The sequence below is a fragment of the Leptothoe sp. ISB3NOV94-8A genome (assembly GCF_043421595.1).
In the GTDB taxonomy this organism is placed as follows: Bacteria; Cyanobacteriota; Cyanobacteriia; order Phormidesmidales; family Phormidesmidaceae; genus Leptothoe; species Leptothoe turfae.
Genome location: NZ_JAXSQW010000001.1, coordinates 1649558 through 1675932 on the forward strand (window position 1 = coordinate 1649558; position 26375 = coordinate 1675932).

A 26375-nucleotide genomic window follows, 5' to 3' on the forward strand; every position below is an offset into this window, starting at 1 on the left:
CATTTGTTGCCTAAATTAATCTTCTTTGTTTCAAAAACTTGATGAAATTGCGCTTGCGTTTGTAGCTCTCACTGAGCTGAGCAACAAACGTTTCAAAATCAGTTTCTCGATCAAGTTTCGTCATCACATCTTTGACTTTGACGATCAGGTCAATTGCCTGATGATAAGCTTCGTTGTTAGTTTGGTTGATCAGTGGTTCAATTGCAGGCTGATAAATAGCCAGTGAATCTTCGGGATGATTTGAAGCCCTGATATCAGCCAGGCGCATCCAAAGATGTGAGCTACATCCACCAGACTGCGCTGCTTGCCATGCCTGGTCTATATCTTCCTCCCACAAAAAGAGCTCAACAAGAAGAGAGTATCCAACATGAGCAAAGCTACGATGATAAGACGGTTGCTTAGTAGTCTTGGCATTTTGTCTGATATGGTCCAATGCCCTGTCACGCCATTTGGACCAATCATGTGCCTTGTCTGCATGCTGCTTAAGTTTTTGGTATAGCTGCAAAGAAGGACGATTAGCAAAGTCTTGCCAGACAATTTTAATTGCGTCATCGAATCGATTTTGTTGTTCGTAGGCAGCAATCAAGAAATCTCCAAGCTGACCGGTAAAATAGTCGTCTTTGAACTCATTCAATCCTTGTTCTGCCCAGGCGATTGCCTTCTCTGTTTGGTCAGTATCCTGATAGAGTCGAGCAATCTGCAAGTAGCGAGACGGTTGAGACAAATCCTTGGCAATAACCGTTACCAGTTCTTCTAAATTTGCCGTGGCAGCTACCAACGTCTCTTTCATCCGGTTAAGTTGTGATCGGCGATAGTTGAAACTGTGGTGTTTCTCCTTGCCGATCTCCGGCAGTCTATCCCATTCGGCATCTACTAGCTGTTGGTATGTTTCCCGCCCTTCATCGCCTAAAATATCAGCATAGGACTCCAAAGCATTGTGAAACAAACCATAGCCTGACCCTAATTCCATATGAAACAATCGTTCTGCTAACGCATTAGGATCAGGTTGAGTTTCTTCACAAGCCCGGTGATGGAGATCTTGGACTTGGTCGATAATCATTCCCAGATGACCATCCGAGTCATCCACAGAATTTAGAGCATCCTCCAACAGGGTAATTGCTTCTTCACTCAGTTCTACAACATCACTGGCATAGCCTGACTCTAGCAAATCTTCGAGACCATTGATTGCAGACTGTACACTATCAGCATAACTGACGGCAGCATAGTAATCTACAAAATCACCGATGGGAATAGCATTTTTCAACGCTCTTCGAAACGTAGTAATATCGGCACCTCCGGTCTGAGAAGAAGCCGCTTTCATCAACAACTGTTCACGCCAGCGGGCATCCCCCATTGCTTTATCCAGTATCATCCGCACCAGTGTCTCTCGCTCCTGTTGAGCCAGGTAGTGACGGACATCTTCCATTGTGGTACCTACTCTAGCAGGAGCTTCCCCAGTAGGGGGGGAAGGGGGTGGTTCCGCTATCCAAGCCAGTCCCACTGCAACACAATGTTTACAGAAGATTTCCTCTACTCCCAATGGGCAGGTACAGCGAGACAGCAAATTCCCGTCTTGCAACCAGAGTTGCACCTGATAAGTTTCTGTACCGTGGACCTCAGCTGTAATGCGCTCCTCATATTGAGCCAGGGAACTCACGAATCCTCGCTCAAAATAGCCAACACCTCGTTCAAAATAGCGATCACCTGCCAGATTAATCAGCAAGTCTTCATCGAGAACATCGCTGAGAGTTGCCATTGCCCACAAACCTCCCAAATGCGTTTGATTATATTGTGTCAGCAAAACTAGAAGGAAACAGGCTGTAAAGCCTAATTGTTAACATTGACATACTCTCTGCTCGGAAAATTTAGATATCCTTGCATGCTACTCCTTCAGTGCCTCTAAAAATATCACCCGATTCTTCCAGATTTTCTCCTTCTCAGCTTCCCATAAATAAATAAGAGATTTAATTAGTAAGCCAAAATTATTCGGTGGAATTGTTTTTTGGTCAACAAAAATCACACCTCCATGATCATATCCTTGTTCAGCTAACTCAGCGAGTAGCACCGGAATCGTCTTCAAGTCATAGGTGACCAGTGTCAGGTCATATTGACTCGCTAAGTCAAGTAATAAATTATCAGCTATCTGCAGGTAACGACCTTGTTCCCAGGTTTGTAAGACATGCACCTTCATATCAGGACACTTCTGGCAGAGCTGCTCGGCAACCTTAGGAGAAATATGCTCATCTAGCAGAAAAGAAAGCATGAGTTATTCTTCTGTTGTCGGTACTGAAACAACCTCTAGATTTGGCAATAATCTGTTCACGTTTAGTGCCGATATTGCTTGCGAATCCTGAATCGCAAATTCAATTTCCTCAGGATACGCTTCTGCATAGTTAAATGCGGCCTTAACCCACTCTGCCGGACGCTCAAAGTGGCTGGCTACCTTTGAGATATCCATTTCATAGGTCCTTGCGATTTCAATCACTTCCCAGACGGCCAATGAAGACCCTTTCATAAAGGACTGACGCCCCAATGCCGAGTTGCGAAATTCAATAAATGCAAATTCAATCTCACGTAAGGACTCTTCCACCAGAGTGGCCACTGTCTCACTGGGAGTTTTATCTAGAATTCGTGCTATGCGGCTGAGCCGGTCAAAGGTTTCATCCTGAAGACGGGTACTAACAACTTTAGACATGGGTTTAGCGCAAATTGCGATCTGTCAGCATAAGCCTAGCAAAAAGACACCAAGAATTACAATAGTTACATTGTAACCGGCACTTGTCCTATTCAGCACCTTACAAAGATGAGTCACGTTTTTGAATGATGAATAGTCAGTGGGTGTAAATTGGGTGTAATTAAAAATTATGAGCCTGAAAGTCTTTTGAATTAAGATTTCTTGTTCGATTCGTAATCGAGCGGTCGCGGGTTCAAATCCCGCCGTTGGCTTTATTTTAACTCAAATCTGAAAGCCTTAACTTTCGTCTGAAGTGTTAATATATAGAGGCTTCCAGCGCTCAAAGATTTTTGATCAGATCAGCTGAGCTAAGCAAAATTGATCTGAATTCAGGTTAATTTTAGGGCAAATCTAGGGCAAGTTTTTGCAGCTCATCATGGCTAATCAGTCCTCTTGGTCAAAGTTCGATAGCCTACTTGATACAACCAATAAGCGTCTCGATAAGGTGCGAATTCGAAGACGTGGTAAGTCGTTGTACCTTCGCGCTACACTGCCTCCAAAATCTGGAGAACCGAAGGCAAAGCAACGTGATCTACCAACAGGAAAGTCAGCAAACAAACCAGGGCTCGAACAAGCAAAGGCACTTGCCCTGGACTTAGAGTCAGAGCTGATTCGCCAGTGCTTTAGTTGGGATAAATGGGACCCTCGCTATCGGAAAAATACGTTTGATACCTCAAAATCCTCATACGACTGGGGACAAGAGTTTGGAGCGCAAAAGTCACGACAAATCCAAGAATCAACCTACATTGACGATTACGCCAAACCGCTCTCAAAACTACCTCGTGATAAGCAGCTTAGTGGAGCACTTTTAATAGTGCTCATTGAACAGCTCACTAAAGATAGAACAAAAAGTCGCGTTCGCTATGTGAGCTGTTATCAACAGCTTGCCGATTTTGCCGGTATTGAGGTTAACTTAAGAACCTTAAATCCTGCCGGAGGATACAAGTCAAAGCCTATAAGAGCAGACGAAGTGCCAACCGATGAAGAGATTCTAGAAACGTGGGAGAAACTTAGAAACCCAGAGTGGAAAGCGTTCTATGCCCGTATTGCCTGCTATGGAATGCGTCCCCACGAACCGTTCTTTGCAACGTTCTCTTCAGATCCTGATGATCCGTTTGCAAAAATTCCAGATGAGACAAAGACTGGCTACCACATAGCATATCCGTGGCCAGCAGACTGGTGGAGCATTATGAAGCCATGGGAAGGGGAGTTGCCACCTGTTGAGATAGTAGGGAAAAATAACAAGATTCTTGGGAGCAAAGCAGGGCGGTATTTTCGGGAGACGGGAAAGATTGGGCATACCCTCTACTTTATACGACATGCGTATGCCATTAGAACTGCGCTCAGTGGTGCTATCTCAGACTCAATCGCGGCAAAGTGGATGGGGCATTCAATCACAATTCACAGCCGCACCTATCATCAGGCCATAAGCGAATCTCAGCATCAACAAGCGTGGCAGACAGCAAAGAGCAGTGTCACGGCTAACAGTGAAGGACTTCTGGTTGCTCCACAATAGCGCGTTCATCCTCTGGCGTATTAATGACTGATTGAAAAAGTTGCCAATTGATTTGCCAATCGCTTCCTACTTTACGGTAGTGTTTGCCGTATTGGAGATCGCATCTTTGACGGGTTGTCCGTGCATATTCAGCGACTTTGACTTCTGAGAGGATTTTGCCTCTGGAAATACCAAGCAGACCGGAGGCTTGATTGGGCGAGACCCATTCAGAGAGGGGAAGCCCAAGAGCCTTGAGGGTTCTTTCTAAGATTAAAATACGGTTTTCCAGGAAACTGATTTGCTCTGCGAGGGACATGATGAGTCTCTGCTATTTCGGTCGGTATGGGAAAGGGAGTGCCTAACCCCAAATTGACTGTAGCTATCAGCCCATAAAGAGTCTTGGTCAGAGATGAAGTAAGGAAACTAACTCTGATCTTGAAATCCTCAATCAACTCACTATTCTGTAACGCAGAGTGGCTCTGCTTGGACATTGCAGGTGTGCCTAAATTTTAGGCATTGAATATGTCACATATATGCGACATACTAGGATACGGGGGTGTGAGGTGAACGAATGGCAAATTCAGAAATACATCACTGAAGACGGTGATTGTCCATTCGATGAATGGTTCTTAAAACTGGATCGCCAGACACAGGTGCGAGTTGATGTCCGATTGGACAGGGTTAGTTTAGGTAACTTCGGTGATCACAAGTCAGTGGGTGAGGGGGTGTATGAGCTGCGGTTTTTCTTTGGTCCGGGTTACCGCATTTATTATGGGCTTGCCGGAAATCAGGTAGTGCTACTTCTTACAGGTGGAGCGAAAAAGAAGCAGACTAAGGATATTAAAACAGCACAAAGGCTTTGGCAGGAATACAAACGTGAGCAAGCAGGAGATTAAGCAATGCCAGTAAAAGATTACCGAGATGATCAATTAAAAAGGCTGTCTGACCCAGAATACTCTTCGCAGTATCTCAAAGTTGCCCTTGATGAAACGCTGAAAGATGGCAACATGGAGGCATTTCTGCTCGCTCTAAAAAATGTTGTTGATGCTGCGGGTGCAGTTAAGGCTGTTGCTGAGGATGCAGATATTTCCCGGCAACATCTCCATCGTCTTCTAAGTGGTAATGGTAATCCAACACTTGAAACTACCGTCTCCATCCTTAATGCTTTAGGGCTCACTATCGACATCAAGCCACTTGGTAGCCAACCTTGAAAGAGCTGTCTGTCAAGCCAATGAGTTCAATAAGGGGCTTGCCAAAAAATAGAATACCCGCAAAACTTAGAAACAGGCCACCCAAAGAATGACCGCTTGTTTTGAGGATCGCTAATGCTAGATGACACCGTAAAAGAGACCATCCGAGATGCGGCTCAAAAACTTACAGGCGCGCGCAAGCGAGCGTTTATGGCAAAGGTTGCTGACGATTACTTTGAGGGGTCTGCTCGCAGAACCGAGCGACACTTAGGTTGGGGTCGTCAGAGTGTTCAATTAGGTCTCCATGAACGTCGTACTGGCATCACCTGTGTTGACAACTATCGAGCCCGAGGTCGTCACCGCAGTGAAGCAAAACTCCCTACCTTAGAAACTGACATCCGGGATCTCGTCGACAAAGACGCGCAAGCCGATCCGAAATTCCAATCGACATTTTACTATGCTCGAGTGAGCGCACGAGCGGTACGCGACGCTTTAATGACGAAGAAAGGGTACCGTGAAGAAGAGCTACCTAATCGTCAAACGATTGGTAATGTCTTAAATCGGATGGGATATCGCTTAAAAAACACAAAAAGTGAAACCCCAGAAGAAAATTCCTGAAACCGACGCTATTTTTGAGCATGTCGCTGACGCCAATCAGGGAGCCGATGCGGATCCCAACACCTTGCGCATCTCAATTGATAGCAAGGCGAAGGTCAAAATTGGCAATCTCTCTCGTGGTGGGAAAGCGCGCGCCTTAGAGGCGCAGAAAGCCGATGACCATGATGACCATTGGGAGGCTGTTTTGGTCCCTTTCGGGATTCTTGATGTTGGCAGCGACCAACTGGCTATTTACTTTGGTCAGTCTGCTGAAACCAGTGATTTTATTGTCGATTGTTTAGAGGCCTGGTGGGATGACTATCAGGAGTACTATCCGGATATCGACATCTTACACGACTTGGAAGGTTAGCTAGGTATTCCATCTAGGACAATAGACGGACTGACGTTGGAAAGGCCCGATGCATTGTCCGTTAGTTGGGATTGGCTCTACCCTACAAGGGTTTCTGCAGAACTATCGTCCGGTCTTTTGCCGACAGGCCGGGTTTGACCATGTCAGTCGTTATATCAATGGCCTGTTGTTAAGCCCAAATAAGACTCTACAAGGAATATACGCTCAAATCGTCTGGCCAGAGGGGACCCAGGTGAGCCGCCGAGCGATGCATGAATCGGTGTTCGAATCGCGATGGAGTCGCGATGAGCTCATGCGTCGACATCGGGCACTGGTGGCCCCCCGCTATCGAGGTCGTGGGCGAGCGGTGATTAGTCTGGACTGGACCTATTCGTATCATCCCTACAGCCGCAAGATCTATGGAGCCAAGTCCGCCTATGATTATGTGCATAGTGGTTGGAGTCGCTATCAAACAGTGGTCACCGCTGCCATTGCCAATCCCCATCGGGTGGATGGCTTAGCGGTTGAGGCGCAACCGCCCAATTATCAGAAAGCAGAGTTGGCGTATTTAGCGATGACACAACGAGAGCATTACGAACAACTTGACCAGGTGCGAGAGCGATTGCTGGAATTACTCCATTATTATTTACACCAACAAAGCTATCAGAAACGAACGGAGATGGTGGTTGAGAGTGTTCGCACTATCGAAGCCGAAGGGCAGTACCCTCAAGCAGATTATGCCTTTGACCAGGGCGTGTTGACTCGTCCGTTAACCGAACTGATTGAATCTAAAGGCAAACATTGGGTCAGTGAGATTGAACGGACGCGACTGATTATGTGGAACCACACCTGGCAGCAGGTACAACACGTGGCTCAACAACTTAAAGAGAGTCATCCTGAGAGTTTTCGACACAAGAACGTTCGTTGCCGAAACAGTCAATATCGAGAGGTTTGGGCATTTACTAAAGTTGTTCGTCTCAAAAAATATGGTCGCAAACGTATTGTCATTGTTCATGAAACTGAAGACCTCAGTGATGCCCCTCGTTTTCTCTTAACCGATGCCCTGCATTGGGATGCCAACCGGACCTTTTCTACCTGGACCTTTCGATGGCCGATAGAAACCTTTCACGAGTTTGCCAAACAGCTGACGGGCTTTGAAGACGCTCAGCTCCGCAACGAGGAAGCGGTCAAACGCCACTTCTGCTTAAGTTGTATAGCGCAGTCTGCCCTTCAGCAAGCCAGCTGTTATGGACAAAAATCTGAGCGGTTTGACTTTGCTGATCACAATCAGCAACCCATCGGCCAGCGACTGTACTCCTTGTCTCGGGATGCCTTCGAACAGGTGGTCCAGTTGATTCATCGACTCACGGGGCAAGGGCAATCGGTTGATCTCATTATGGAGGTCCTGATGCCGACCCACCATCCAGGTTAATAGCTAAGATGTCGATATCCGGATAGTACTCCTGATAGTCATCCCACCAGGCCTCTAAACAATCGACAATAAAATCACTGGTTTCAGCAGACTGACCAAAGTAAATAGCCAGTTGGTCGCTGCCAACATCAAGAATCCCGAAAGGGACCAAAACAGCCTCCCAATGGTCATCATGGTCATCGGCTTTCTGCGCCTCTAAGGCGCGCGCTTTCCCACCACGAGAGAGATTGCCAATTTTGACCTTCGCCTTGCTATCAATTGAGATGCGCAAGGTGTTGGGATCCGCATCGGCTCCCTGATTGGCGTCAGCGACATGCTCAAAAATAGCGTCGGTTTCAGGAATTTTCTTCTGGGGTTTCACTTTTTGTGTTTTTTAAGCGATATCCCATCCGATTTAAGACATTACCAATCGTTTGACGATTAGGTAGCTCTTCTTCACGGTACCCTTTCTTCGTCATTAAAGCGTCGCGTACCGCTCGTGCGCTCACTCGAGCATAGTAAAATGTCGATTGGAATTTCGGATCGGCTTGCGCGTCTTTGTCGACGAGATCCCGGATGTCAGTTTCTAAGGTAGGGAGTTTTGCTTCACTGCGGTGACGACCTCGGGCTCGATAGTTGTCAACACAGGTGATGCCAGTACGACGTTCATGGAGACCTAATTGAACACTCTGACGACCCCAACCTAAGTGTCGCTCGGTTCTGCGAGCAGACCCCTCAAAGTAATCGTCAGCAACCTTTGCCATAAACGCTCGCTTGCGCGCGCCTGTAAGTTTTTGAGCCGCATCTCGGATGGTCTCTTTTACGGTGTCATCTAGCATTAGCGATCCTCAAAACAAGCGGTCATTCTTTGGGTGGCCTGTTTCTAAGTTTTGCGGGTATTCTATTTTTTGGCAAGCCCCTTATAGAATTTTACTTCATAGTTTTTGATGTAATGGATGCAAAGTTCAGTTTTTCCAATACCGCCAATCCCACATACATTAACTGCTGTTAGATTGTCTTTATTTTCTACCGACTCCTGCAACTTTAAGTGGAGTTCATCAATCTCTCTGTCTCTTCCATCAATTTTCCTCGACCCGATAGGATAAACGGGGTTGCCTCTTTTAGAAGTACTTTGAATCTGACTAACATTTTGACTGGGTCGAGCAACTTCTCCTGTTGAGGAAGAACTCTTATCCAAAGCTTGCCTATCGTAAGCAGCTTTTATCTGTGCAACTGCATAGTCATTTAGAGGAGTATTGGAAGGTAAGGAATAAAAGTTTTTAAGCTTGAATGTGATGGGTTTTGACCCTTGCCCTTCTTTGATGCTATTTTTAGCTATCTGATATTTTTCAAGAAAGTCTATCGAGCCCGTAAGATAATAGGCATCAAATCTTGATTTCCCAAATCTGTCTTTGCACTTATCACTTTCAAAATATCCTTTCCCATACCCAGGCAACTCAGCTTCTATAAAACGTTTGAATTTTGCCCAGGATATGCAGTCTACATCAATTTCACCAGACTCTAAATTCCATGTGCATTTGCGAAAAGTGTTGTCATAGGTTTCTAACTTATCCTTCGCTTGAGCAGCAAAAACTACTCCTTCGATAAGGAGTTCTGCAATACGCTCGACTCGTGACTTTTTTGGCATCAACGTCTAACAGGGCAAGTGTCTGTCACTTTATACGTAATTCTAAAATAAATCCTTTGAGGGCGGGATAATTATCCGAAAACATTTACAAATACGTTTTCATTCGCAAATAAAGGGGTTCTGGCTAATGCATCCGCTATTTATCATGTGTATAGGCTAAGGATTCTCAAACGATCGTCAAAAAATTAGGCTACTCTCAAAGGCCAGAGTTTCATAACGGCATAGCTTTTATCAATTTTTGATTAGAAGGTTGAATATGCCATCAGAGCACAATGAATTATCTTCCAATGGTCCTAATAGAGGTGCTGATATAACTGAAGCAGGTGATAGCTCTATGAATGCTTCAGAGTTTTCGGATGCCTTAGTCCAGGGACAAAAGACTGTTGACTCTTACTCTGAGATCGGTGGCGGTACAGTGTCCATCCATAGTCTTTCCAGTCATTATGAAGGTCAACAAATAGAATTTCCAATGAATGTAGGGGCTTTTGGACAGTATCTAGTAGAACTTGGTGCAGAACTTGAAGATAATCACGACAAAATTCACCGTGAATATCTGTCTCCAGAACAGAAAACATTAACATCGCCTGATGAAATTGAAGACCTTGGTTCTGTTTTTGTACGAACAGGATTTGCCATTTCTGCGAATAGTGAAAGTATAGAAGAAGCTTTGCCTAGACACCGGATAGAGCCTTCTTATGTTAAAGCGACCGTTAAGGATGGAGCGCTTACAGATGTAGAGATTGATTGGAGGGTACTTGTCTCTACACTTCGCTGGTATCACGACGTGATAGAGAGGGTTCGGCCTGACATCAACGAAGGTCTAGATGATCAAGCTGAACCAACAATGACCCCCAATCCTTTGCAAAACTTGGCGAGCACTATAGAAGCTCAGCTAGATTCAGAGCTTGGGGATAAGTTTTATCCAGATAAAGCATTACAAGAAGTACCTGTTTACTGGCCCCGATGACTTTAGACTGTAGCTGTTTGAGTGGTCTACATCGTGTGATGTAGGAAGGCTGTCAACTCGGGCGGGATTATTTCTTTGTATTAAGACTTGAGCTTGCCCCATATCGGTTTAGCAGATATACCCTGCATCCCTTTCCCTATATGGGTTAGAAGAGCTACTTCTTTTAGCTCTGTAGTTTATTAGCAAATAAATTACAAACGCTATTACAAATTACAACTTGCTTTGTATTGAAGTAGAAAAAGTAATTGCAAAAATTACTTAGCGAATTACAAAACGGCTTTGTATTCCTTTTATTGCAACGGTTCCAGCAAGCTATCTTCTTCTCTTTTGATCTACTCTCTTAAAAGATATCGGCCTTAACCTCTTAGCTGTTCTAGCAATTAGCTAAGTCATACGGAATCTTCCGGAAGTTCCAAGTCATTTCTTAGTCCTTTATTAGGCGTTTCTGATGAAGAATAACTTGCAAAGGCCTCCCAGCACGGGGGCGCGGATTCCTATTGCCAAAAACTTCCCCTCTACCCGGTATAGCCAGATAAAGCCCAAAGTATCTCCAGAGTTGCGATCGCTCCTTCGCTCAAACGGTATTGGAGCCTACTCAACTCGGTTTGCAGCTACCGTTTCTCTCGAATTCCTTGGGGCAGACTCCCCAGAATGGGCAGCCCTTATGAGTCAAGGGGAGAACTTTGATAACTGGACATACTTTGCGCCTGGCTGTTCTGTTGAGTCTTTAGAGCGCTCTAAGAGGGGAGCTACTTCCTCTTCCTCTGTACATGTTGCGTTCTGCAAGGCGGTAGAGCGCATCACTGGGGAGTCGTTTCCCGTAGAGGAGGTATCGGCGGTAGAACCTAATTTTCAGGCTGAATATGAGGCTTTACAAGCCTTTTTGGCCGAGGAGCGGGAAAACCTCACCTCTCACGGTCCCGACATTAGAGGCGTCAGTTCTCCCTTTTGGAAGAAATCTGATCATGCATTAGGCGTTCCACTGAACGTTCTAGTAACGGACATCAGCCTTCGGTGGGTTGAGGTTCAGAGCCCCTTTGACGAGTACGAAATTCAAGCGAACTACAAGGGGACTCCGATTCCAGTAGGCCATCTCATCCTTTCTGGGAATAGCTATTCCCTTACTTTTGATGCTCGTCCGTTTCTTTGGACAGGGGAAGACCTCACCATTGGGAGAAAGCGTATCCGGCTGGTGCTTCCTAAAGGCGACTTAGTAAGTCACCTCACAGGGCTTATCCCCACTCATGCAGAGTTTGATGCGATCGCAAGCTAAGGAGGCCACACAAATGAAATCACCCATTCAAATCGCCATCAATACAGTGGTTCTAGTACTGCTCCTGTTTACCCTCACCTGGTGGAGCCTCTTTTGCTTTCAGCGGGGCTACAACCTTGGACATACCGGCACTGATAACCCAATGGTCAACTGGGCCATCTCCCAGTTCTTACTCGATGCACCAAAGGAGGAACAGTAAATGCAGCCATTTTCCTCTTCAAATCTTCGGAATACCAAGCAGCTCTCTCTAGGGAACGATACGCTTTTTCAAAGCGTTGATAGCAGCAGTGGAACATCTTTTCTGCTACGGCGGGTAGTGACCGATGAGCAAATTGAACGCTCGCGTGACGTTGGCAGCTATGGAATCAGTGGAGTAGTTCAGTATGTTGGTGACTACGGTACAGGGGCAGAAAAAACGCTTGTTTTCTACAATCCTGAGCAAGGAAGTGAGTTTTATACCCTTCTGCCTGGAACAACACCGCTTACGGTTGAACGGGTGCTCACCATTGGTGAAAGCCTGATTGCATGCATGAAAGGGTTAGCATTTCGTGGGTACCACCTTACGTCTCTCTTTGCTGAAGATGTCCTTGTCTCACGGGTAACCGGGAAGGCGTATCTTATCAATCTTGATAATGTTGAACCGATTACGGGCACTCCCTCAAATAAGGCTGAGGCAGACCTTACACGGATGCTGCTACAGCTTTCTCTTAACTGCTCCTATGAGGAGGCAAGTTGTTGTGTTCGTAAGGGCAAAAATGGACGCTATCGGCTCCATCGTTTTCCAAAGGGGGCAGATAAAAAGGTAGTGCAGTTCCTTGAACGGCTTTTACCGCCTTCTATTCCACGGATTCTAAAACGCTCAGTACCCTATGCTCTGGCTGCTTCTGGAGTCATTGCTCTGGGAGGGACAGCGGTGCTTTGGCCAAAACCTATGACGGTAGAGGGAACCACAACAGCTCCAATAGTAAGAGAGGCGACAAAGACGGCAAACAAAAAATTTCGTCGTCACACTTGCATCACTGCCATTCGGGACAACAAGTCTGGTGACTGTGAAAATGTCGATCTCACGGGGGAGGATTTTAGCGGGAAGGCGTTCCAGGATATTGCCCTTAAGGGAGCACTCTTGCTGGATGCAGACCTTACCGGTGCCGCATTTTATGGCATGACGTTAGAGGATGTGAACTTTGACGGGGCAGAACTTAAGAACGCGAACTTTGCAGGAATTACAGCAAGGAACGTTACCTGGGGAACTGCAAACCTTCATGGTGCCGTGCTGGTCGATTCAGATGTAATAGTTAAGACTTTATCTGACACAACCTGTAAACTCACACTGAATCAGGAGTGTCACAATGAATACCCAAGACAAGATCGTCAAGAATCGCTTAGGCATCTTAAATCTAGCCAAAACCCTCGGCAACGTCTCCAAGGCATGCAAAGTGATGGGCGTATCGCGAGATTCGTTCTATCGCTATAAAGAACTCTACGAGACCGGTGGAGAAGCGGCTCTACGCGACATTGACCGTAAAAAGCCCTGCGTCAAGAACCGAGTCGACCCAGAGGTAGAAGCCGCCGTCGTTGCGTTTGCCACAGACCAACCGGCCTACGGCCAGGTGCGTGTCTCGAATGAACTGAAGAAACACGGCCTCTTTGTCTCTCCAGGCGGTGTTCGCTCTATTTGGCTACGGCATGACCTTCAAACGTTTAAGCTCCGGCTCAAAGCACTGGAAGCGAAAGCGGCTCAAGACAACCTAATCCTCACCGAAGCGCAGGTAAAAGCCCTCGAAAAGGCGAAGGAACAAAAGGAAGCCCATGGGGAAATAGAAACCCATCATCCGGGGTATCTAGGCTCTCAAGACACCTTCTATGTGGGTCACATCAAAGGCATCGGACGGATTTATCAGCAAACCTTCATTGATACCTACACTCGGGTGGCTCAGGTGAAGCTGTATGACCGTAAGAATGCGCTGGTGGCCGCTGATACGCTCAATGACCGAGTAATCCCATTCTATGAGGAACAGAGCATTCCATTACTGAGGATTTTGACGGACCGAGGCACCGAATATTGTGGCAATGTCGAACACCATGAATATCAACTCTACCTGGCCATTGAAGACATTGACCATACGCGAACGAAAGCCAGATCACCCCAAACCAATGGGATTTGTGAACGCTTTCATCGCACCATTTTGGAGGAGTTTTATCAAATTGCGTTTCGTAAAAAAGTCTATCAAAGCCTTGAAGACCTACAAAACGATGTGGATGAATGGATAGAGTATTACAATTGGGAACGACCCCATTCAGGTCGATATTGTTACGGCAAGACGCCCATACAAACCTTTCTCGATAGTGCGCATTTAGCAAACGAAAAACAATTAGATCAATACGGAGAAAAGAGTGTAAAAAATCAAACACAACCTGACAAGTCTCTAAGTGTCAGATAACCCCCTTCTGTCAGATGAAGTTTGATCTATTACAATTCAGATCTTACGCACACTGATTTTTCAAGCGCACAACTCTGGGAAGTTGATTTAGATGGGGCTGATATTAGCCACGCTGACCTCTCCGGGGTCAATCTATCTAATCAGGTACTCTCTGGGGTCACTGCTACAGAAACTATCTTTAATGGAGCGTTGCTCCATGGAGTCACCTTCGAAGGAGGCTCCTATGTTCGGGCACGCTTTAACGGCACTGACATGGGGAGTGCCATTTTCACGGGCAACGTCCTCTTTGATGAAGCAACATTCCGCAACGTTGACCTTGCCGGGGCACGGTTTGTTAACGCGGTGCTGTACTCAACCTCGTTTTACAGCTCCACGCTCAATGAAGCGGTGTTTGACCATTCTGAGCTAAGTGGCACCTCGTTTTTATCGTCTAATCTTGAAGATGCCACCATTCACCATAGTTCTCTCTATGGGGGTCGCTTTGAGGGCTCAACGCTTACAAACGCCATGATTTCAGGCTCTGTCGTTCAGGCGATGGACTTTACTGATGTGGAAGCACGGGGGCTTCGAATTGTAGACTCTGACCTCTCCCGGTCATCGAATATCCCATCCTACTTCTTTTTTGGAGTGAGCTACCGCAATGTGGTCATGCCAAACGGAACGCTCAAGCACTAACCACAAAACTCCTTCCTGCGACACCTAAATCACCTTTTCGGTGGTTTAGGTACTCCACAAAAAATGGGGCCTGGTGGGACTAATCACCAAACCCCATAACAAAGGAAATATCACTATGAATAAAACAATCACACCAACAACGCAAGAAATAGAACGAACGTTGAAGACCTTTAGCGGTACAACGCAGTACTACCGGCACTCGCCTCAAATCTTCCCGCTCTTTCATTTAACCGATGGAACGCACTATGTAGCCGAAGAGTGTGAAGCTTACTGGCTGATAGACTACATTGCATCTCACCAGGTAAACCCGGTCATAAGGGACCATCCAAAGCTGCAAGAGCTGCAGTTCTGGACGCTCACCGTAAACGATTCAAAGGGAACCATTATCTGTGAATGGGATACTGGGGAGGTGGTGTACAAAGATGCTATCTCTTACACAGATTTCCCATTGGAGAAAATAAGCATCTGGGTTGCACCGCTCTATTTGAGTGCAGAGGACATTGAACCACCGCTAAAACGGGTGGCGTATCTCCCATCTGAGCATTAGTTTTCGGCTCCTTTGAAAGAGGAGCGCGACTTGCTCACAGTGATGGATAACGCGTGCTCCGTATGGGCACTTCCTGTTATCCACAATGTGAGTAACTCGCGCGCAGTATCTTTTGAAAAATTGATTTTTTCTGTCTTTGGAAGTCTGAAAGTGAAAAACTTTCTCGCTACCATTGACAGCTTCATGTTAGCCCTTTTAACTGTCACCACATTATCTTCACACCTGAACGCACCTCATCGGTGCTGCCCCAAAACCCTCTTTCCATAAGGGTTATCCTACGCCGACAACGCGCTCCTCTTTTTGTTCTTTGAGCTACTAACAGCCTTTTTCTGTCCACTATTCCACGCGTCGACATGATACCTACAAAAATCACCTTTCGGCTTCGTTCTGATGAAGCCAAGAAACTCTATTATGAAGCAAGAGATGAGGGAGTGAGCCCTCATCGGAAGGCAAGAGATATCGTTATTGAACGGTTAACGCTGTCAGAGATCGTTCATTTTTTAGAACAGATAGCCGAGGAGTTAGCAGAGCTGAGGCTCGCTCAATCCCTTATGGCAGAGGAGATTGCCGCCAATCGGTGGGGGAGTATTGAGGCGCTCTCAGTCTTGATAGCGAAACAGAAAGGAGTCTCAAAAGATCACGCACGGGAATGGGTGAGAGCACAGTTTGAAACCTACAAGCGTGCTGAAAACGACCAGTAAACAACCGTGCAGCTACCGGCAAGAGAACAAAACGCGAACGGTGGTGGAAGGGCATTTTAGATAAAGGGTTTTGGGCGATTTCCTTGCTTGCATAGATCCTCTGCGCGACCAAAGCGAGACCTACACTGCAACCGCTCTTGCTCCCTTTTCACCACTGTTCTCACTACCTAAAAACAACCTACAGGAGACTCTTTGAAGCGATGACTGCATCCATCGGACAGGCGCATAATTCTCACTACCTTGTAAAAGACTATTACCACAGCGATAACGAGCGGCCCGGTGTTTGGGTTGGCTCAGGAGCCAAACAACTTGGGCTCAATGGCGAAGTAGCCCCTGAGCATATGGAAAACCTCTGGCAAGGGTATTCCCCTGAAGGGGACAAAAAGCTTGTACAGAATGCAGGAGCAAAAACTCGGCGTGCGGGGTGGGATATTACCTTTTCGGCACCAAAGTCAGTGTCCGTTGCCTGGGGGGTGACTGACGAGGAGCTAAAGGCAAAATGGGAACAGGCCCAGCAGCGGGCGGTATTGGATGCGTTTCAGTACCTAGAAGACACGGCAGCTTACACAAGACGGGGAGCCGGAGGGAAAGAGGCCCAGGAAAAGGTAGGGCTTGTTGCAGCTACCTTTCAGCACGGGACAAGTCGTGAGCAAGACCCACAGCTTCACACTCATGGACTTACTCTTAATATCGGTACCAGGAAAGATGGCACTACAGGTGCTCTAGAGTCGCATCATCTCTATCAGGCAAAGATGGCTGCAGGGGCAGTATATCGAGGGCGGTTATCGTCGGAATCTCAGCAGTTAGGGTACAAACTTTCGATTTCTAAGCACGGCACCTTCGAGCTTTCCGCCATTCCGAAAAAGGCACGGGATGAGTTTAGTACCAGAAGCTATCAGATTCAGGACTATCTCAACGAGCAGAAGCTCTCTGCATCGCCACAGAATAAGGCGAAGGCTGCAACTGAAAGTAAACGGGCGAAATTCCACGTTGATGATGATGAACTTCGAGAATCGTGGCAGGAACGTGCCAAAAAGCATGGGGTAACCCCTGCTCATTTACAGGCTGCAAGAAAGGAGGTGAAGCCACGCTCTGAGTTTGACCGGCGATTAAAGGGGCAGAAAATGCTTCGTGAAGCTTTAGACCAGTCGCTGTATTACAAGTCCGCCTTTACTGAGCGGGAGTTGGATAGAGCATTGGCTGAAAACTCAATCGGTAAAGGGCTTACCTATGCCGATATGAAGGTGCAAAAGCAGCGGTTTATGAAGTCTAAGAATGCGATCGCACTTGAAGGGGAAAAGGGGAAGGAATTTACCACGCAAGCGCAGCTCGACCTTGAGGAAAAGCTCCATACCCACACGATCAATCGGTGGCAGGATAAAAGCCATACAGTGAATTCAAAGTATTTATTTGAGGCACTTTCCAGTCGGCCAACCATGTCAAAGGAGCAGCGGACAGCCCTTACTCATGAGGCACTTTCCAGTCGGCCAACCATGTCAAAGGAGCAGCGGACAGCCCTTACTCATGTGGTAAACCCAGGAGCCGTTAAGGTAACCAGTGGGATGGCTGGCACGGGGAAGACCTTCTTCCTCGATGCAGCGCGGGAGACCTGGGAAAAAAGCGGCTATACCGTACAGGGACTTTCCCTTTCTGCAAAAGCAGCCTCTGGATTAGAGGAGGGGGCAAAGGTGCAGAGTCGCACGATTGATAGTTTCTTTGGCTCCATTGATTACCGAAGGCAGCAGCAGGAAGAAAAACCCATGAAGGTCGGCCAGCAAACGCATTCTGGCATTGGCAGTAAGACGGTGCTCCTGGTTGATGAAGCGGGCATGGTTGGCACTAAAAAAATGACCCGGCTATTTGCGGAAGCGGATAGTGCGGGAGCCAAGGTGGTGCTGGTCGGAGATGCGCGTCAACTACAACCGGTGCAGTCGGGCGGTGCGTTTCAGACGATTGCTCGGCAGGTGGGGGAGGTTGAATTAAAAGAGATACGGCGTCAGAAAGAGACGTGGGCAAAGCAGGCAGTTCACGATTTTGCTGATGGGAGGGCTCAGGAGGCGCTTGATGCATTTGATAAGCGGGGACTGCTCTCGGTAGCAGAGGATAAACAGCAACTACAGACAAAGCTGATTGATGACTGGGCTGTTAGTGGTGGGGGTAAGGAGCCACAAGAGCATCTCATATTGGCCCAGACGAATGATGAGGTGAAGGAGCTTAATCGGCTGGCTCAGGCAAAGCGGAAGGAGCTAGGGGAATTAAAGGACAAGCACGCCATCGTTGGAAAGGATCGGTTCTTTGCAGGTGACCGGATTATGTTTCAGCGGAATGACCGGGACTTAAAAGTTAAGAACGGCCAGATGGGGAGTATTTTGCGGGTTGATAATTTACGAAAACAGCTCACCGTAGGACTTGATAAAAACCAACGGGTATCGTTTTCCCATGAGGAGTATGACCAGTTTGGGCTTGGCTATGCGTCTACGGTGCATAAAGCGCAAGGGGTTACCGTAAGTAGTAGCTATGTACTTGCTAGTGATGGCGCGTGGGATAGGCATACAGCGTATGTGGCTGCAAGTCGGGCGAAGGATAGTACCAGGATCTATGCCGAGGGTGATCCTCAGAAACGGAAGGTGGTGAAGGAAAAGCTTTCAGAGCGGATGGGTAAGGATGCTCAGAAGCAGTTAGCTAGTGACCGGATGCAGGACGTTAGGAAGGCACGGGAACCGAGGAGGATCGGGCAGGGGGTGTGAATCAAAATCTCTACATCACTTTTTGAACAGGCAAAATCACGAAAATGTAAAGACAACTAAGGCAAAGAGATTCTACAATTCTCAGAATTTCAATTAAATGGTAGCTATAGATACACAACCTAGTCATAGGTATATACTACATTTTTCTGTGTAGATAAAAATATTAGTCAATATTGAAAGTTATGGCAATGATGCTCCACTTAATGAGCAATATCTGACGGTCCTTATTCTAAGGCTGTGAGTTGATTAAGTTTGGACGTATGGATGATTGGAGCATAGAGAACCGTTATGCTTCTTTTCTCTGATTGTCACTTGATGCAATTTGGAGCATGGAGAGTAGTACTTCAAATTAAACAAAAGGAAATTGCATAGTAAGTTTTTATTCCTTTACAAAGGTGTTTTTATGGCTTTTCTAAAAATCGCAAAGAAGATAAATCTTTTGTTCTTGATTTTCTTTCTTTGTCCCATGGCGCTTACACCTTCTGTTTTTGCTCAAGAAAGTGATCAAAGTTCTCAGGCTTCTGAATTAGAAGAGCTTCAGAATGAGATAGATAAAATTAAGCTTGAGTTGGAATTATTGCAAACTCAAAGAGCTTTATCTGAAGCACAGCAACCGATATTGCCCACATTTACCGACGCAAGTCAGGCTCTCCAAGGGACTATTAGTGCTCAGTCTACCGAACAGCCTAGGATTGAGAATTTTATTCTTACTTATGAGGCAATGGAGCTGCTAGCGAATGAAATGCATAGGCAGCTTAATGCGTTTCGCTCTAGTAACCTTGAGCAGGGACTAGGGACGCCAAGCAATTTGATTGTTTATGATTCTTTAGTAATTAATTCATTGTCAATTTACCGTGTATATGAAGGCCGAAGAATAGCGTTAGTTAATAGTTATAGGAGTATTTTAGGAGAGCTTCCTCAAGTCTCACCGCCGGACACAGGCGCACCACCAGATACCGATGTTCCATTTTTAGACTTACCACAAATTGCAAATTTTAGTGCGTTAGGCTTGCCATCAGCATTGTTAAGATCAGTGATCGAAACTACGGCTTTATTTAGAAGTGATGTTGTTATCCAAAGTTCACTGTTATCGGTGGAAGTAAATTCTTTAGTTTCACAGCTTGCTTCTGAATTTCAATCTAATCTAGAAACGAATTGGAGGCTTTATCATCCTTCCTTATTTCTTTTAGACAGCACTGATGCTTCTGGTGGTATATTTGGCAAAGCTCTAGGGGATTTACAGGAACTCTTCCGATATAGCGAACAGGCTTCTATAGAAATTGATCGTTTAACGTTATTGGGGGATACTATCAAGCCTAAAGACGCGCAGAAGTTGGCAAGACTGAAGGCTACAAATGAGCAATTCGATACGTTGATTAATAGTCTAGGTAACGTAAGCGACAGTGTGGGTGTTAGCCCGCTTTATGCTATAGCAAGAGCCTCGCAAATTGAAGATTTAATGGAAGGCGGTAAAGGAGCAATTCTGTTCTTAAATATTGACCAAGCAGGCGGAAGCACAAGAACAAGACAAAACTTATTTTCTGGAAACCGAATAGATTACACCGGCGGACTGATTGTTAACTATATGCTATTTGAGACGGATGGAAGAATATCGCTCTCTGATACGCTCTATTATCATACTGGTTACAGAAAACTTGATGAACCTACCACGAATATTCCAGAAAGTAATTAGGTGTTTTTGATACACAGCCGGATGAAAGTCCCAATCCCTGATTGCATTAGCTGTAATAGATCAAACTTCATCTGACAGAAGGGGGTTATCTGACACTTAGAGACTTGTCAGGTTGTGTTTGATTTTTTACACTCTTTTCTCCGTATTGATCTAATTGTTTTTCGTTTGCTAAATGCGCACTATCGAGAAAGGTTTGTATGGGCGTCTTGCCGTAACAATATCGACCTGAATGGGGTCGTTCCCAATTGTAATACTCTATCCATTCATCCACATCGTTTTGTAGGTCTTCAAGGCTTTGATAGACTTTTTTACGAAACGCAATTTGATAAAACTCCTCCAAAATGGTGCGATGAAAGCGTTCACAAATCCCATTGGTTTGGGGTGATCTGGCTTTCGTTCGCGTATGGTCAATGTCTTCAATGGCCAGGTAGAGTTGATATTCATGGTGTTCGACATTGCCACAATATTCGGTGCCTCGGTCCGTCAAAATCCTCAGTAATGGAATGCTCTGTTCCTCATAGAATGGGATTACTCGGTCATTGAGCGTATCAGCGGCCACCAGCGCATTCTTACGGTCATACAGCTTCACCTGAGCCACCCGAGTGTAGGTATCAATGAAGGTTTGCTGATAAATCCGTCCGATGCCTTTGATGTGACCCACATAGAAGGTGTCTTGAGAGCCTAGATACCCCGGATGATGGGTTTCTATTTCCCCATGGGCTTCCTTTTGTTCCTTCGCCTTTTCGAGGGCTTTTACCTGCGCTTCGGTGAGGATTAGGTTGTCTTGAGCCGCTTTCGCTTCCAGTGCTTTGAGCCGGAGCTTAAACGTTTGAAGGTCATGCCGTAGCCAAATAGAGCGAACACCGCCTGGAGAGACAAAGAGGCCGTGTTTCTTCAGTTCATTCGAGACACGCACCTGGCCGTAGGCCGGTTGGTCTGTGGCAAACGCAACGACGGCGGCTTCTACCTCTGGGTCGACTCGGTTCTTGACGCAGGGCTTTTTACGGTCAATGTCGCGTAGAGCCGCTTCTCCACCGGTCTCGTAGAGTTCTTTATAGCGATAGAACGAATCTCGCGATACGCCCATCACTTTGCATGCCTTGGAGACGTTGCCGAGGGTTTTGGCTAGATTTAAGATGCCTAAGCGATTCTTGACGATCTTGTCTTGGGTATTCATTGTGACACTCCTGATTCAGTGTGAGTTTACAGGTTGTGTCAGATAAAGTCTTAACTATTACACATTAGCTATCTAGCTCTTGATTTTTGGTCTTCCCCAAGAAAATGAGTGTGTGTTTTGCTTAAATTGTAAGCTCCCTCTTCTGGGTCATTGAGGACCCGAGCGAGCTTATTTGAATGATTGAAAACACACTCCGTCTTCCCCAGTTATTCTTTTCCCTATGACATAATCCCTTTTTATGTCATGGTATAGAAGCGCTCAAATTCACCTCACTGAGCGCATCCAAAGGCTTCACATATGACAGAACTCATCATAAAACCCCAGACAGCTCCTGGACTCCCCGGAACTCAGTTCATGCTGCCTGAAGTCTTCGTTCGCTCGGGACAACGAGCTACCTACCGCTTTGTCGAGTTCTTCGCTGCTGAGATACGGAACATCAATACCCGTCTTGCCTACTACCGGGCACTCACAAAGTTTTTTGACTGGCTTGAAGAGTTTTATCCAGGGCTTGAGATCGACCAGATAAACTCAATTGTTGTTGCAAGGTACATTGAACTCCATTCAGGTTCACCACTTACCAGGAATCAACATCTTTCAGCGATTCGTTCACTCTTTCGGTGGCTGCTTTCTGGCGGTGTCGTAAGAGAAAATCCCGCTGTTGAGGTACGTGGAGTAAAACACCGTGTAAAACAAGGAAAGACTCCTATTCTCTCTGATGAAGAGATGGTCCAGCTTCTTAGCTCCATTGATATCTCTCATGTTGTTGGCCTTCGGGACCAGGCACTTATAGCCACCATGTTTTATAGCTTTGCTCGTATCGGGGCTGTTTTAGGCATGGATGTAAAAGACCTATTCAACAAAGGAAAGCGTACCTGGTTTCGGCTGCATGAAAAAGGCGGTAAGTACCATGAGGTACCGGTACACCATAAAGCCGAAGAGTATCTTGATGCATATCTTGAGGCTGCAGGCTTCAGTGACGAAAAAGATGCTCCCCTCTTTCAGACATCTCCTGGGAGAGCTCGGAAGCTAACAGGAAAGCGCCTCCAGCGGCAGGAAGCCTGGGCGATGGTAAAGCGGCGGGCGCTTGCTGCAGGCGTTAGTACAGATGCATGTAACCATACGTTCAGAGCGTCTGGGATTACGAACTTTCTCAGGCACGGAGGAAGCCGGGATAATGCCCAAAGGGTGGCAGCCCATGAAGATGTTAGAACAACTGCCCTCTATGATCGCAGAGATGAGACTATTAGTTTAGATGAGATTGAAAGAATTCGTCTATAGAGAGATCTTAGTAAATGGGCTTTTGGGATAGCTTTATTTCAGTCTTTTCCCTTTTGGGAAGCCTATGAGACCATTTTCCCAGTCAGCGCCACCGAGCAGTTAGCAAAGAGACCGGATTAATTCCAACACATTAGTCACATTAGAAGGCACGGCGGATCGTTGATAAAATTACTTACATCTACCGACACAAAGGCTGATGAACTAGAAGGCTAAGACTATCCTGACAGGAATGACTCTCAAGCCCATATCAACGTATCATCAGCTATTTTGCGATAGCTATACTGGAAACAGTCCTAGCCTTGCTGCTTGATACGATCAATTCTGGCCTGCACAGCTCTCATTTTCCTTTGATTTGTTATTTCATTTTGAACCTCCAACAGTCCCAGTATGTCTCCAACATCTGCACAGAAATCAGCCATCTGCTTCTCATTCTGCTTGGTGAAAGAGGCCATAAAACATCTTGGAAGAGGTTCTCCGAACTTGTAAACATCTTGTACTTGATTTTCAAACCCTCTCCGCATTTTATTTAATAATTGAATAACGCCAAGTAATTTTCTGTCCGGAGACAGAATAGGTACACACAAAAGGCTACAGGTTCTGTATTTTGTTTCTCTATCAGTTTTCCTAGCCTTAGCAGAACGATTACGGTCATCATACAAATCAAAGCCAATATTAAGAAACGATCTTTTCATAATCTCATTAAAAGATATATCCTTAAATTTGAGATTGTTAAGTGCTTCAAGTGTTCGATCTGCTGCCTGCCCTACATAGCCTTCACCAATAGTTACCGATATACGTTTAGTCCCTCCCTCAGAGGAGGGCACACAAGCATATAGAATATCTTGGTCATCAGGGTCTACTCTCCACAAAGTACTTCTATGTGCCCCTACAAGCTCTCTGGCTGAGACCATAAGCTTATCTAGGGCTTCAGGAGTATTGGCTCCACTTTGTATCATAAACTCTTTAGCCTTTCTAAGTTTCTCTCCTTCACGATACTGATACACTGGTTTGTAAGCATCCAAGAAGCCATTGATCAGATAAAAGATTGAGCCTTCATGGTTATATCTGAAATTTGCTATATCATCTTCAGTAAATCCATTGTCATCTAAATTTTCATAAGAAAAAGGCCCTCCATGAGCAACATCAGGCTTAAGTTTATTGACAAACTCAATTATAGCCAGATTTTTTTTAGGATGAGTTCTCGGAGAGAAAATCGGAAATAAAAGTTTGCTATGGATACTGCACTCATTGTTTGCTTTAGCTTGAGTGAAAGCGAGTTCAAGCTCATCTTGGTGAACTTTGTTGAAAATTTCAGGTGAATGAGATATGGCAACTTTACCAACAGACTCTCTTCCAAATGGTACCGAAACTTCAAATGGGTCATGATTTTCATTTGCAACAATTGTCCACGCTTCTTCTGATTCCTCATTCACAAAAAAGATACGGGCTCTATGCGCATTCAGAAAACTTCCGGCCACTTGAGCTATCACTTGAATTAGCTCGTGCAGGTTCTTGTACTGTTCAGCCATAATTGGTCGCTGCGCACTTTCAATTGCTGCAGCAACCTGATCATTGAATCTTTCAAGTCTAGCCTCATCTTCATCTGAGAAACTGGCTTTAAAGAAGCTTGGTGGGTTTTTATCTGAAAAATTAGAAGCATTATATTGCCCTCTTATACTTTGCTGAGTTCTTTTGTTTAATAATTGAGTAACGCCGATCAACTTTGTTGAGTCATCCCGACTAAAAACTGGCATGCACAGTAAACTACAGGTACGATAGCCTGTACTGGCATCAGTTTCTCTGCTTTTAGCAGAATCGGGATGGTTATATAAGTCGAAAGGAATATTGAGTGTTTTTTTTGTTTTTGCAACCTTACCTGCAAATCCTTCTCCAACTTTTATCCTTATTTCTTGCCATTTACCAGATTCAGAAGGAACTTTAGCTCTAAGTCTTTTTCTCTGGCTGTCAAGCAACCAAAAGGTTCCTCGGTCAGCTTCAGTAATTCTACACGCCTCATCAATAACTTGATTAAGAATATCTTCTAAACTCTGATTTTCTCGACTGAGCTTTAAAGTTGCACTTGAGAAATTGACAATTGACTGTAGCTTTCGAAACTGTCGATAGTGGTCTTGATAAAGTTCAATTATGAGGCAAATCGCAGGCATATGACTATTGAAGATCTCATAGTCTTCGTTACTGAAGCCTAATTTATCAATGTCTTCTTGACCAATAATCAAGTTAGGCGATATGTCTTTACGGCTCTTAGCATGAGAATTTAGTTTATTCAAAAACTGAAAAACGGCGATTAAGTTACCATCTTCACTAAGGAGAGGAGCAGTCAGCAAGTTATACGTTCGATAACCTGTTATTTCATCTTGGTTTATTATTGTCTCACTTAATTCGCCTGCCTTTTCATATGCATCAGAAGGTATAAAAATTGTCTCTTGGGTGGCGGCTACTGTGCCTGATACTCCTTCACCTATAGGAACACGAATTTCTAATGAGCTTTCTCCCTGAGCCAAAAGTGACCAAAGTTCATTACTGTTAGAAATACTACCTATTTCCTGACCTCCTGAGGAACTCAAGAAGTAAACAGTAGTTCTATGAGCGCCTAACATAGAACCTATTGAAAAAGTAATTTCTTCAAGAGCTTTACGTTGTAACACGAGCATATCGCTGAACCAAGGCATCCAATCTGGATCTGTGACATTCTCAGGGGCCTCTCTAAATTTAACTCTCAACTTTGAGAGAATCTGAGAAACGTTTATCGACTCCAGTCGGTTTGTAGCAGGAAAAAGATTGCGCTTTTTCTGTGGTTTTAACTGCTTCTTGACATCAGAAGGAAGTTTTGGCCAAACCATCTCTACATAGTTTATTGAAATAGCTGCACCTAAACTGCCTTCACTATTAAGCTGTAAATTAACAACTCCTAAAACTTGACCTTCCGAGTTTACAACTGGAGATCCACTGTAACCTCCTCGAAGGTTTTTATGAATTCTATTTTCTTTATTGCTAATGATTAAATCCCAGCTTTCAACTTTTACCTCTCCTTTATCTTGGGTTTGAAAAAAAATCTCTCCTACCGTACCCTCTAACGTTCTAAGCCTATGCGACTTACCTTTAACAAAAGCAGCATAGCCATGAATCTTGCAAATTTGGCCCTTTACTATACCTGGGGTTAAATTTAGTGGAAAGCTTTTGAGAAAATTTTCTACCTTTAAGATCGCTAAATCAACAGACTTATTATTCGATATAAGCTCTGCCTTTTTATTGTTGACAAGCAAGAAAGAATTCCCCCCAACATCTTCGACCACGTGATGGCATGTGACTACATAAGAGTATTTTTGGTCTTTGTAGATACAAAAACCAGTTCCACATGGATTTTTCTTGCTTAGAGATGGATCGCTACTTGTGATTAAGAATATAGCTCTCGTAATAGCTCTCTCTTCCAT

General features: G+C 45.3%; 26 protein-coding genes and 1 tRNA gene. 18 read left to right on the plus strand and 9 right to left on the minus strand.

The features are described 5' to 3' along the window. Positions 1-10 precede the first annotated feature (10 nt). From SPB21_RS07190 to SPB21_RS07200, 3 genes are all read right to left on the minus strand, one after another. Positions 11-1756: an SWIM zinc finger family protein gene (locus tag SPB21_RS07190; protein WP_499866113.1), complete on the minus strand. Its 1746-nt coding sequence runs from the start codon at positions 1754-1756 to the stop codon at positions 11-13. Between the two features lie 126 nt (positions 1757-1882). Beyond that, the gene (locus SPB21_RS07195; RefSeq protein ID WP_499866114.1) at positions 1883-2263 is read right to left on the minus strand and encodes a DUF5615 family PIN-like protein; all 381 of its coding nucleotides are present in this window, start codon (positions 2261-2263) and stop codon (positions 1883-1885) included. Between the two features lie 3 nt (positions 2264-2266). After that, on the minus strand, positions 2267-2695 hold the full coding sequence (locus tag SPB21_RS07200; RefSeq protein ID WP_499866115.1) for a transcriptional regulator: 429 nt from the start codon (positions 2693-2695) through the stop codon (positions 2267-2269). Between the two features lie 135 nt (positions 2696-2830). On the opposite strand from SPB21_RS07200, the gene SPB21_RS07205 reads away from it, so the two are divergent. Then, positions 2831-2946: transfer RNA gene (locus SPB21_RS07205), tRNA-OTHER, on the plus strand. 164 nt (positions 2947-3110) lie between these two features. Beyond that, positions 3111-4250 (plus strand): site-specific integrase, encoded by a 1140-nt coding sequence (locus SPB21_RS07210; protein ID WP_499866116.1) that lies wholly within the window; start codon positions 3111-3113, stop codon positions 4248-4250. Here SPB21_RS07210 and SPB21_RS07215 read toward each other — a convergent pair. Next, positions 4216-4545: a hypothetical protein gene (locus SPB21_RS07215; RefSeq protein ID WP_499866117.1), complete on the minus strand. Its 330-nt coding sequence runs from the start codon at positions 4543-4545 to the stop codon at positions 4216-4218. The two genes, SPB21_RS07210 and SPB21_RS07215, sit on opposite strands and share 35 nt — an antisense overlap. A gap of 217 nt (positions 4546-4762) precedes the next feature. Between SPB21_RS07215 and SPB21_RS07220 the strand changes: the two genes are divergently transcribed. The 5 genes from SPB21_RS07220 (at position 4763) to SPB21_RS07240 (ending at position 7797) form a co-directional block, all read left to right on the plus strand. Then, positions 4763-5125 (plus strand): type II toxin-antitoxin system RelE/ParE family toxin, encoded by a 363-nt coding sequence (locus tag SPB21_RS07220; RefSeq protein WP_499866118.1) that lies wholly within the window; start codon positions 4763-4765, stop codon positions 5123-5125. 3 nt (positions 5126-5128) lie between these two features. Beyond that, positions 5129-5440 (plus strand): helix-turn-helix domain-containing transcriptional regulator, encoded by a 312-nt coding sequence (locus SPB21_RS07225; RefSeq protein ID WP_499866119.1) that lies wholly within the window; start codon positions 5129-5131, stop codon positions 5438-5440. A 114-nt stretch (positions 5441-5554) separates the two neighbouring features. After that, positions 5555-6037 (plus strand): ISAzo13-like element transposase-related protein, encoded by a 483-nt coding sequence (locus SPB21_RS07230; RefSeq protein ID WP_499866120.1) that lies wholly within the window; start codon positions 5555-5557, stop codon positions 6035-6037. Next, positions 6012-6386 carry an ISAzo13-like element transposase-related protein gene (locus SPB21_RS07235; protein ID WP_499866121.1) on the plus strand — a complete coding sequence of 125 codons (375 nt, stop codon included), beginning with the start codon at positions 6012-6014 and terminating at the stop codon, positions 6384-6386. The genes SPB21_RS07230 and SPB21_RS07235 overlap by 26 nt, the downstream gene beginning before the upstream one ends. A gap of 49 nt (positions 6387-6435) precedes the next feature. Next, complete coding sequence (locus SPB21_RS07240; protein WP_499866122.1) at positions 6436-7797, plus strand: transposase family protein; 1362 nt, start codon at positions 6436-6438, stop codon at positions 7795-7797. Here the strand turns inward: SPB21_RS07240 and SPB21_RS07245 are convergent. From SPB21_RS07245 to SPB21_RS07255, 3 genes are all read right to left on the minus strand, one after another. Next, positions 7760-8158 (minus strand): ISAzo13-like element transposase-related protein, encoded by a 399-nt coding sequence (locus tag SPB21_RS07245; RefSeq protein ID WP_499866123.1) that lies wholly within the window; start codon positions 8156-8158, stop codon positions 7760-7762. The two genes, SPB21_RS07240 and SPB21_RS07245, sit on opposite strands and share 38 nt — an antisense overlap. Continuing rightward, positions 8133-8615, minus strand: a complete 483-nt coding sequence (locus SPB21_RS07250) for an ISAzo13-like element transposase-related protein (protein ID WP_499866120.1) — start codon at positions 8613-8615, stop codon at positions 8133-8135. Before SPB21_RS07250 ends, SPB21_RS07245 begins: the two co-directional genes overlap by 26 nt. A 62-nt stretch (positions 8616-8677) precedes the next feature. Beyond that, on the minus strand, positions 8678-9424 hold the full coding sequence (locus SPB21_RS07255) for a hypothetical protein (RefSeq protein ID WP_499866124.1): 747 nt from the start codon (positions 9422-9424) through the stop codon (positions 8678-8680). A 256-nt stretch (positions 9425-9680) separates the two neighbouring features. Between SPB21_RS07255 and SPB21_RS07260 the strand changes: the two genes are divergently transcribed. The 10 genes from SPB21_RS07260 to SPB21_RS07305 all read left to right on the plus strand — a co-directional run bounded on the left by SPB21_RS07260 (position 9681) and on the right by SPB21_RS07305 (position 20468). Next, positions 9681-10391: a hypothetical protein gene (locus SPB21_RS07260; RefSeq protein ID WP_499866125.1), complete on the plus strand. Its 711-nt coding sequence runs from the start codon at positions 9681-9683 to the stop codon at positions 10389-10391. 448 nt (positions 10392-10839) lie between these two features. Continuing rightward, positions 10840-11664, plus strand: a complete 825-nt coding sequence (locus SPB21_RS07265) for a hypothetical protein (RefSeq protein ID WP_499866126.1) — start codon at positions 10840-10842, stop codon at positions 11662-11664. Between the two features lie 13 nt (positions 11665-11677). Continuing rightward, entirely contained in the window at positions 11678-11863 is a 186-nt protein-coding gene (locus SPB21_RS07270; protein WP_499866127.1) for a hypothetical protein, read from the plus strand. Next, on the plus strand, positions 11864-13138 hold the full coding sequence (locus SPB21_RS07275; RefSeq protein ID WP_499866128.1) for a pentapeptide repeat-containing protein: 1275 nt from the start codon (positions 11864-11866) through the stop codon (positions 13136-13138). Beyond that, on the plus strand, positions 13053-14105 hold the full coding sequence (locus SPB21_RS07280; RefSeq protein ID WP_499868683.1) for an IS481 family transposase: 1053 nt from the start codon (positions 13053-13055) through the stop codon (positions 14103-14105). Before SPB21_RS07275 ends, SPB21_RS07280 begins: the two co-directional genes overlap by 86 nt. 21 nt (positions 14106-14126) lie before the next feature. Then, entirely contained in the window at positions 14127-14780 is a 654-nt protein-coding gene (locus SPB21_RS07285; RefSeq protein WP_499866129.1) for a pentapeptide repeat-containing protein, read from the plus strand. Positions 14781-14895: 115 nt separating this feature from the next. After that, complete coding sequence (locus SPB21_RS07290) at positions 14896-15327, plus strand: DUF6876 family protein (RefSeq protein ID WP_499866130.1); 432 nt, start codon at positions 14896-14898, stop codon at positions 15325-15327. 353 nt (positions 15328-15680) lie between these two features. Beyond that, positions 15681-16028 carry a hypothetical protein gene (locus SPB21_RS07295; protein WP_499866131.1) on the plus strand — a complete coding sequence of 116 codons (348 nt, stop codon included), beginning with the start codon at positions 15681-15683 and terminating at the stop codon, positions 16026-16028. Between the two features lie 200 nt (positions 16029-16228). Then, entirely contained in the window at positions 16229-18775 is a 2547-nt protein-coding gene (mobF, locus tag SPB21_RS07300) for a MobF family relaxase (protein WP_499866132.1), read from the plus strand. A gap of 403 nt (positions 18776-19178) precedes the next feature. Further along, positions 19179-20468, plus strand: a complete 1290-nt coding sequence (locus SPB21_RS07305; protein ID WP_499866133.1) for a hypothetical protein — start codon at positions 19179-19181, stop codon at positions 20466-20468. An 85-nt stretch (positions 20469-20553) separates the two neighbouring features. On the opposite strand, the gene SPB21_RS07310 is transcribed toward SPB21_RS07305, so the two are convergent. Continuing rightward, positions 20554-21645 carry an IS481 family transposase gene (locus SPB21_RS07310; RefSeq protein ID WP_499866134.1) on the minus strand — a complete coding sequence of 364 codons (1092 nt, stop codon included), beginning with the start codon at positions 21643-21645 and terminating at the stop codon, positions 20554-20556. A gap of 297 nt (positions 21646-21942) precedes the next feature. On the opposite strand from SPB21_RS07310, the gene SPB21_RS07315 reads away from it, so the two are divergent. Continuing rightward, entirely contained in the window at positions 21943-22923 is a 981-nt protein-coding gene (locus tag SPB21_RS07315; RefSeq protein WP_499866135.1) for a tyrosine-type recombinase/integrase, read from the plus strand. Between the two features lie 293 nt (positions 22924-23216). Here the strand turns inward: SPB21_RS07315 and SPB21_RS07320 are convergent, their stop codons facing one another. Next, positions 23217-26375 carry a GAF domain-containing protein gene (locus tag SPB21_RS07320; RefSeq protein ID WP_499866136.1) on the minus strand — a complete coding sequence of 1053 codons (3159 nt, stop codon included), beginning with the start codon at positions 26373-26375 and terminating at the stop codon, positions 23217-23219.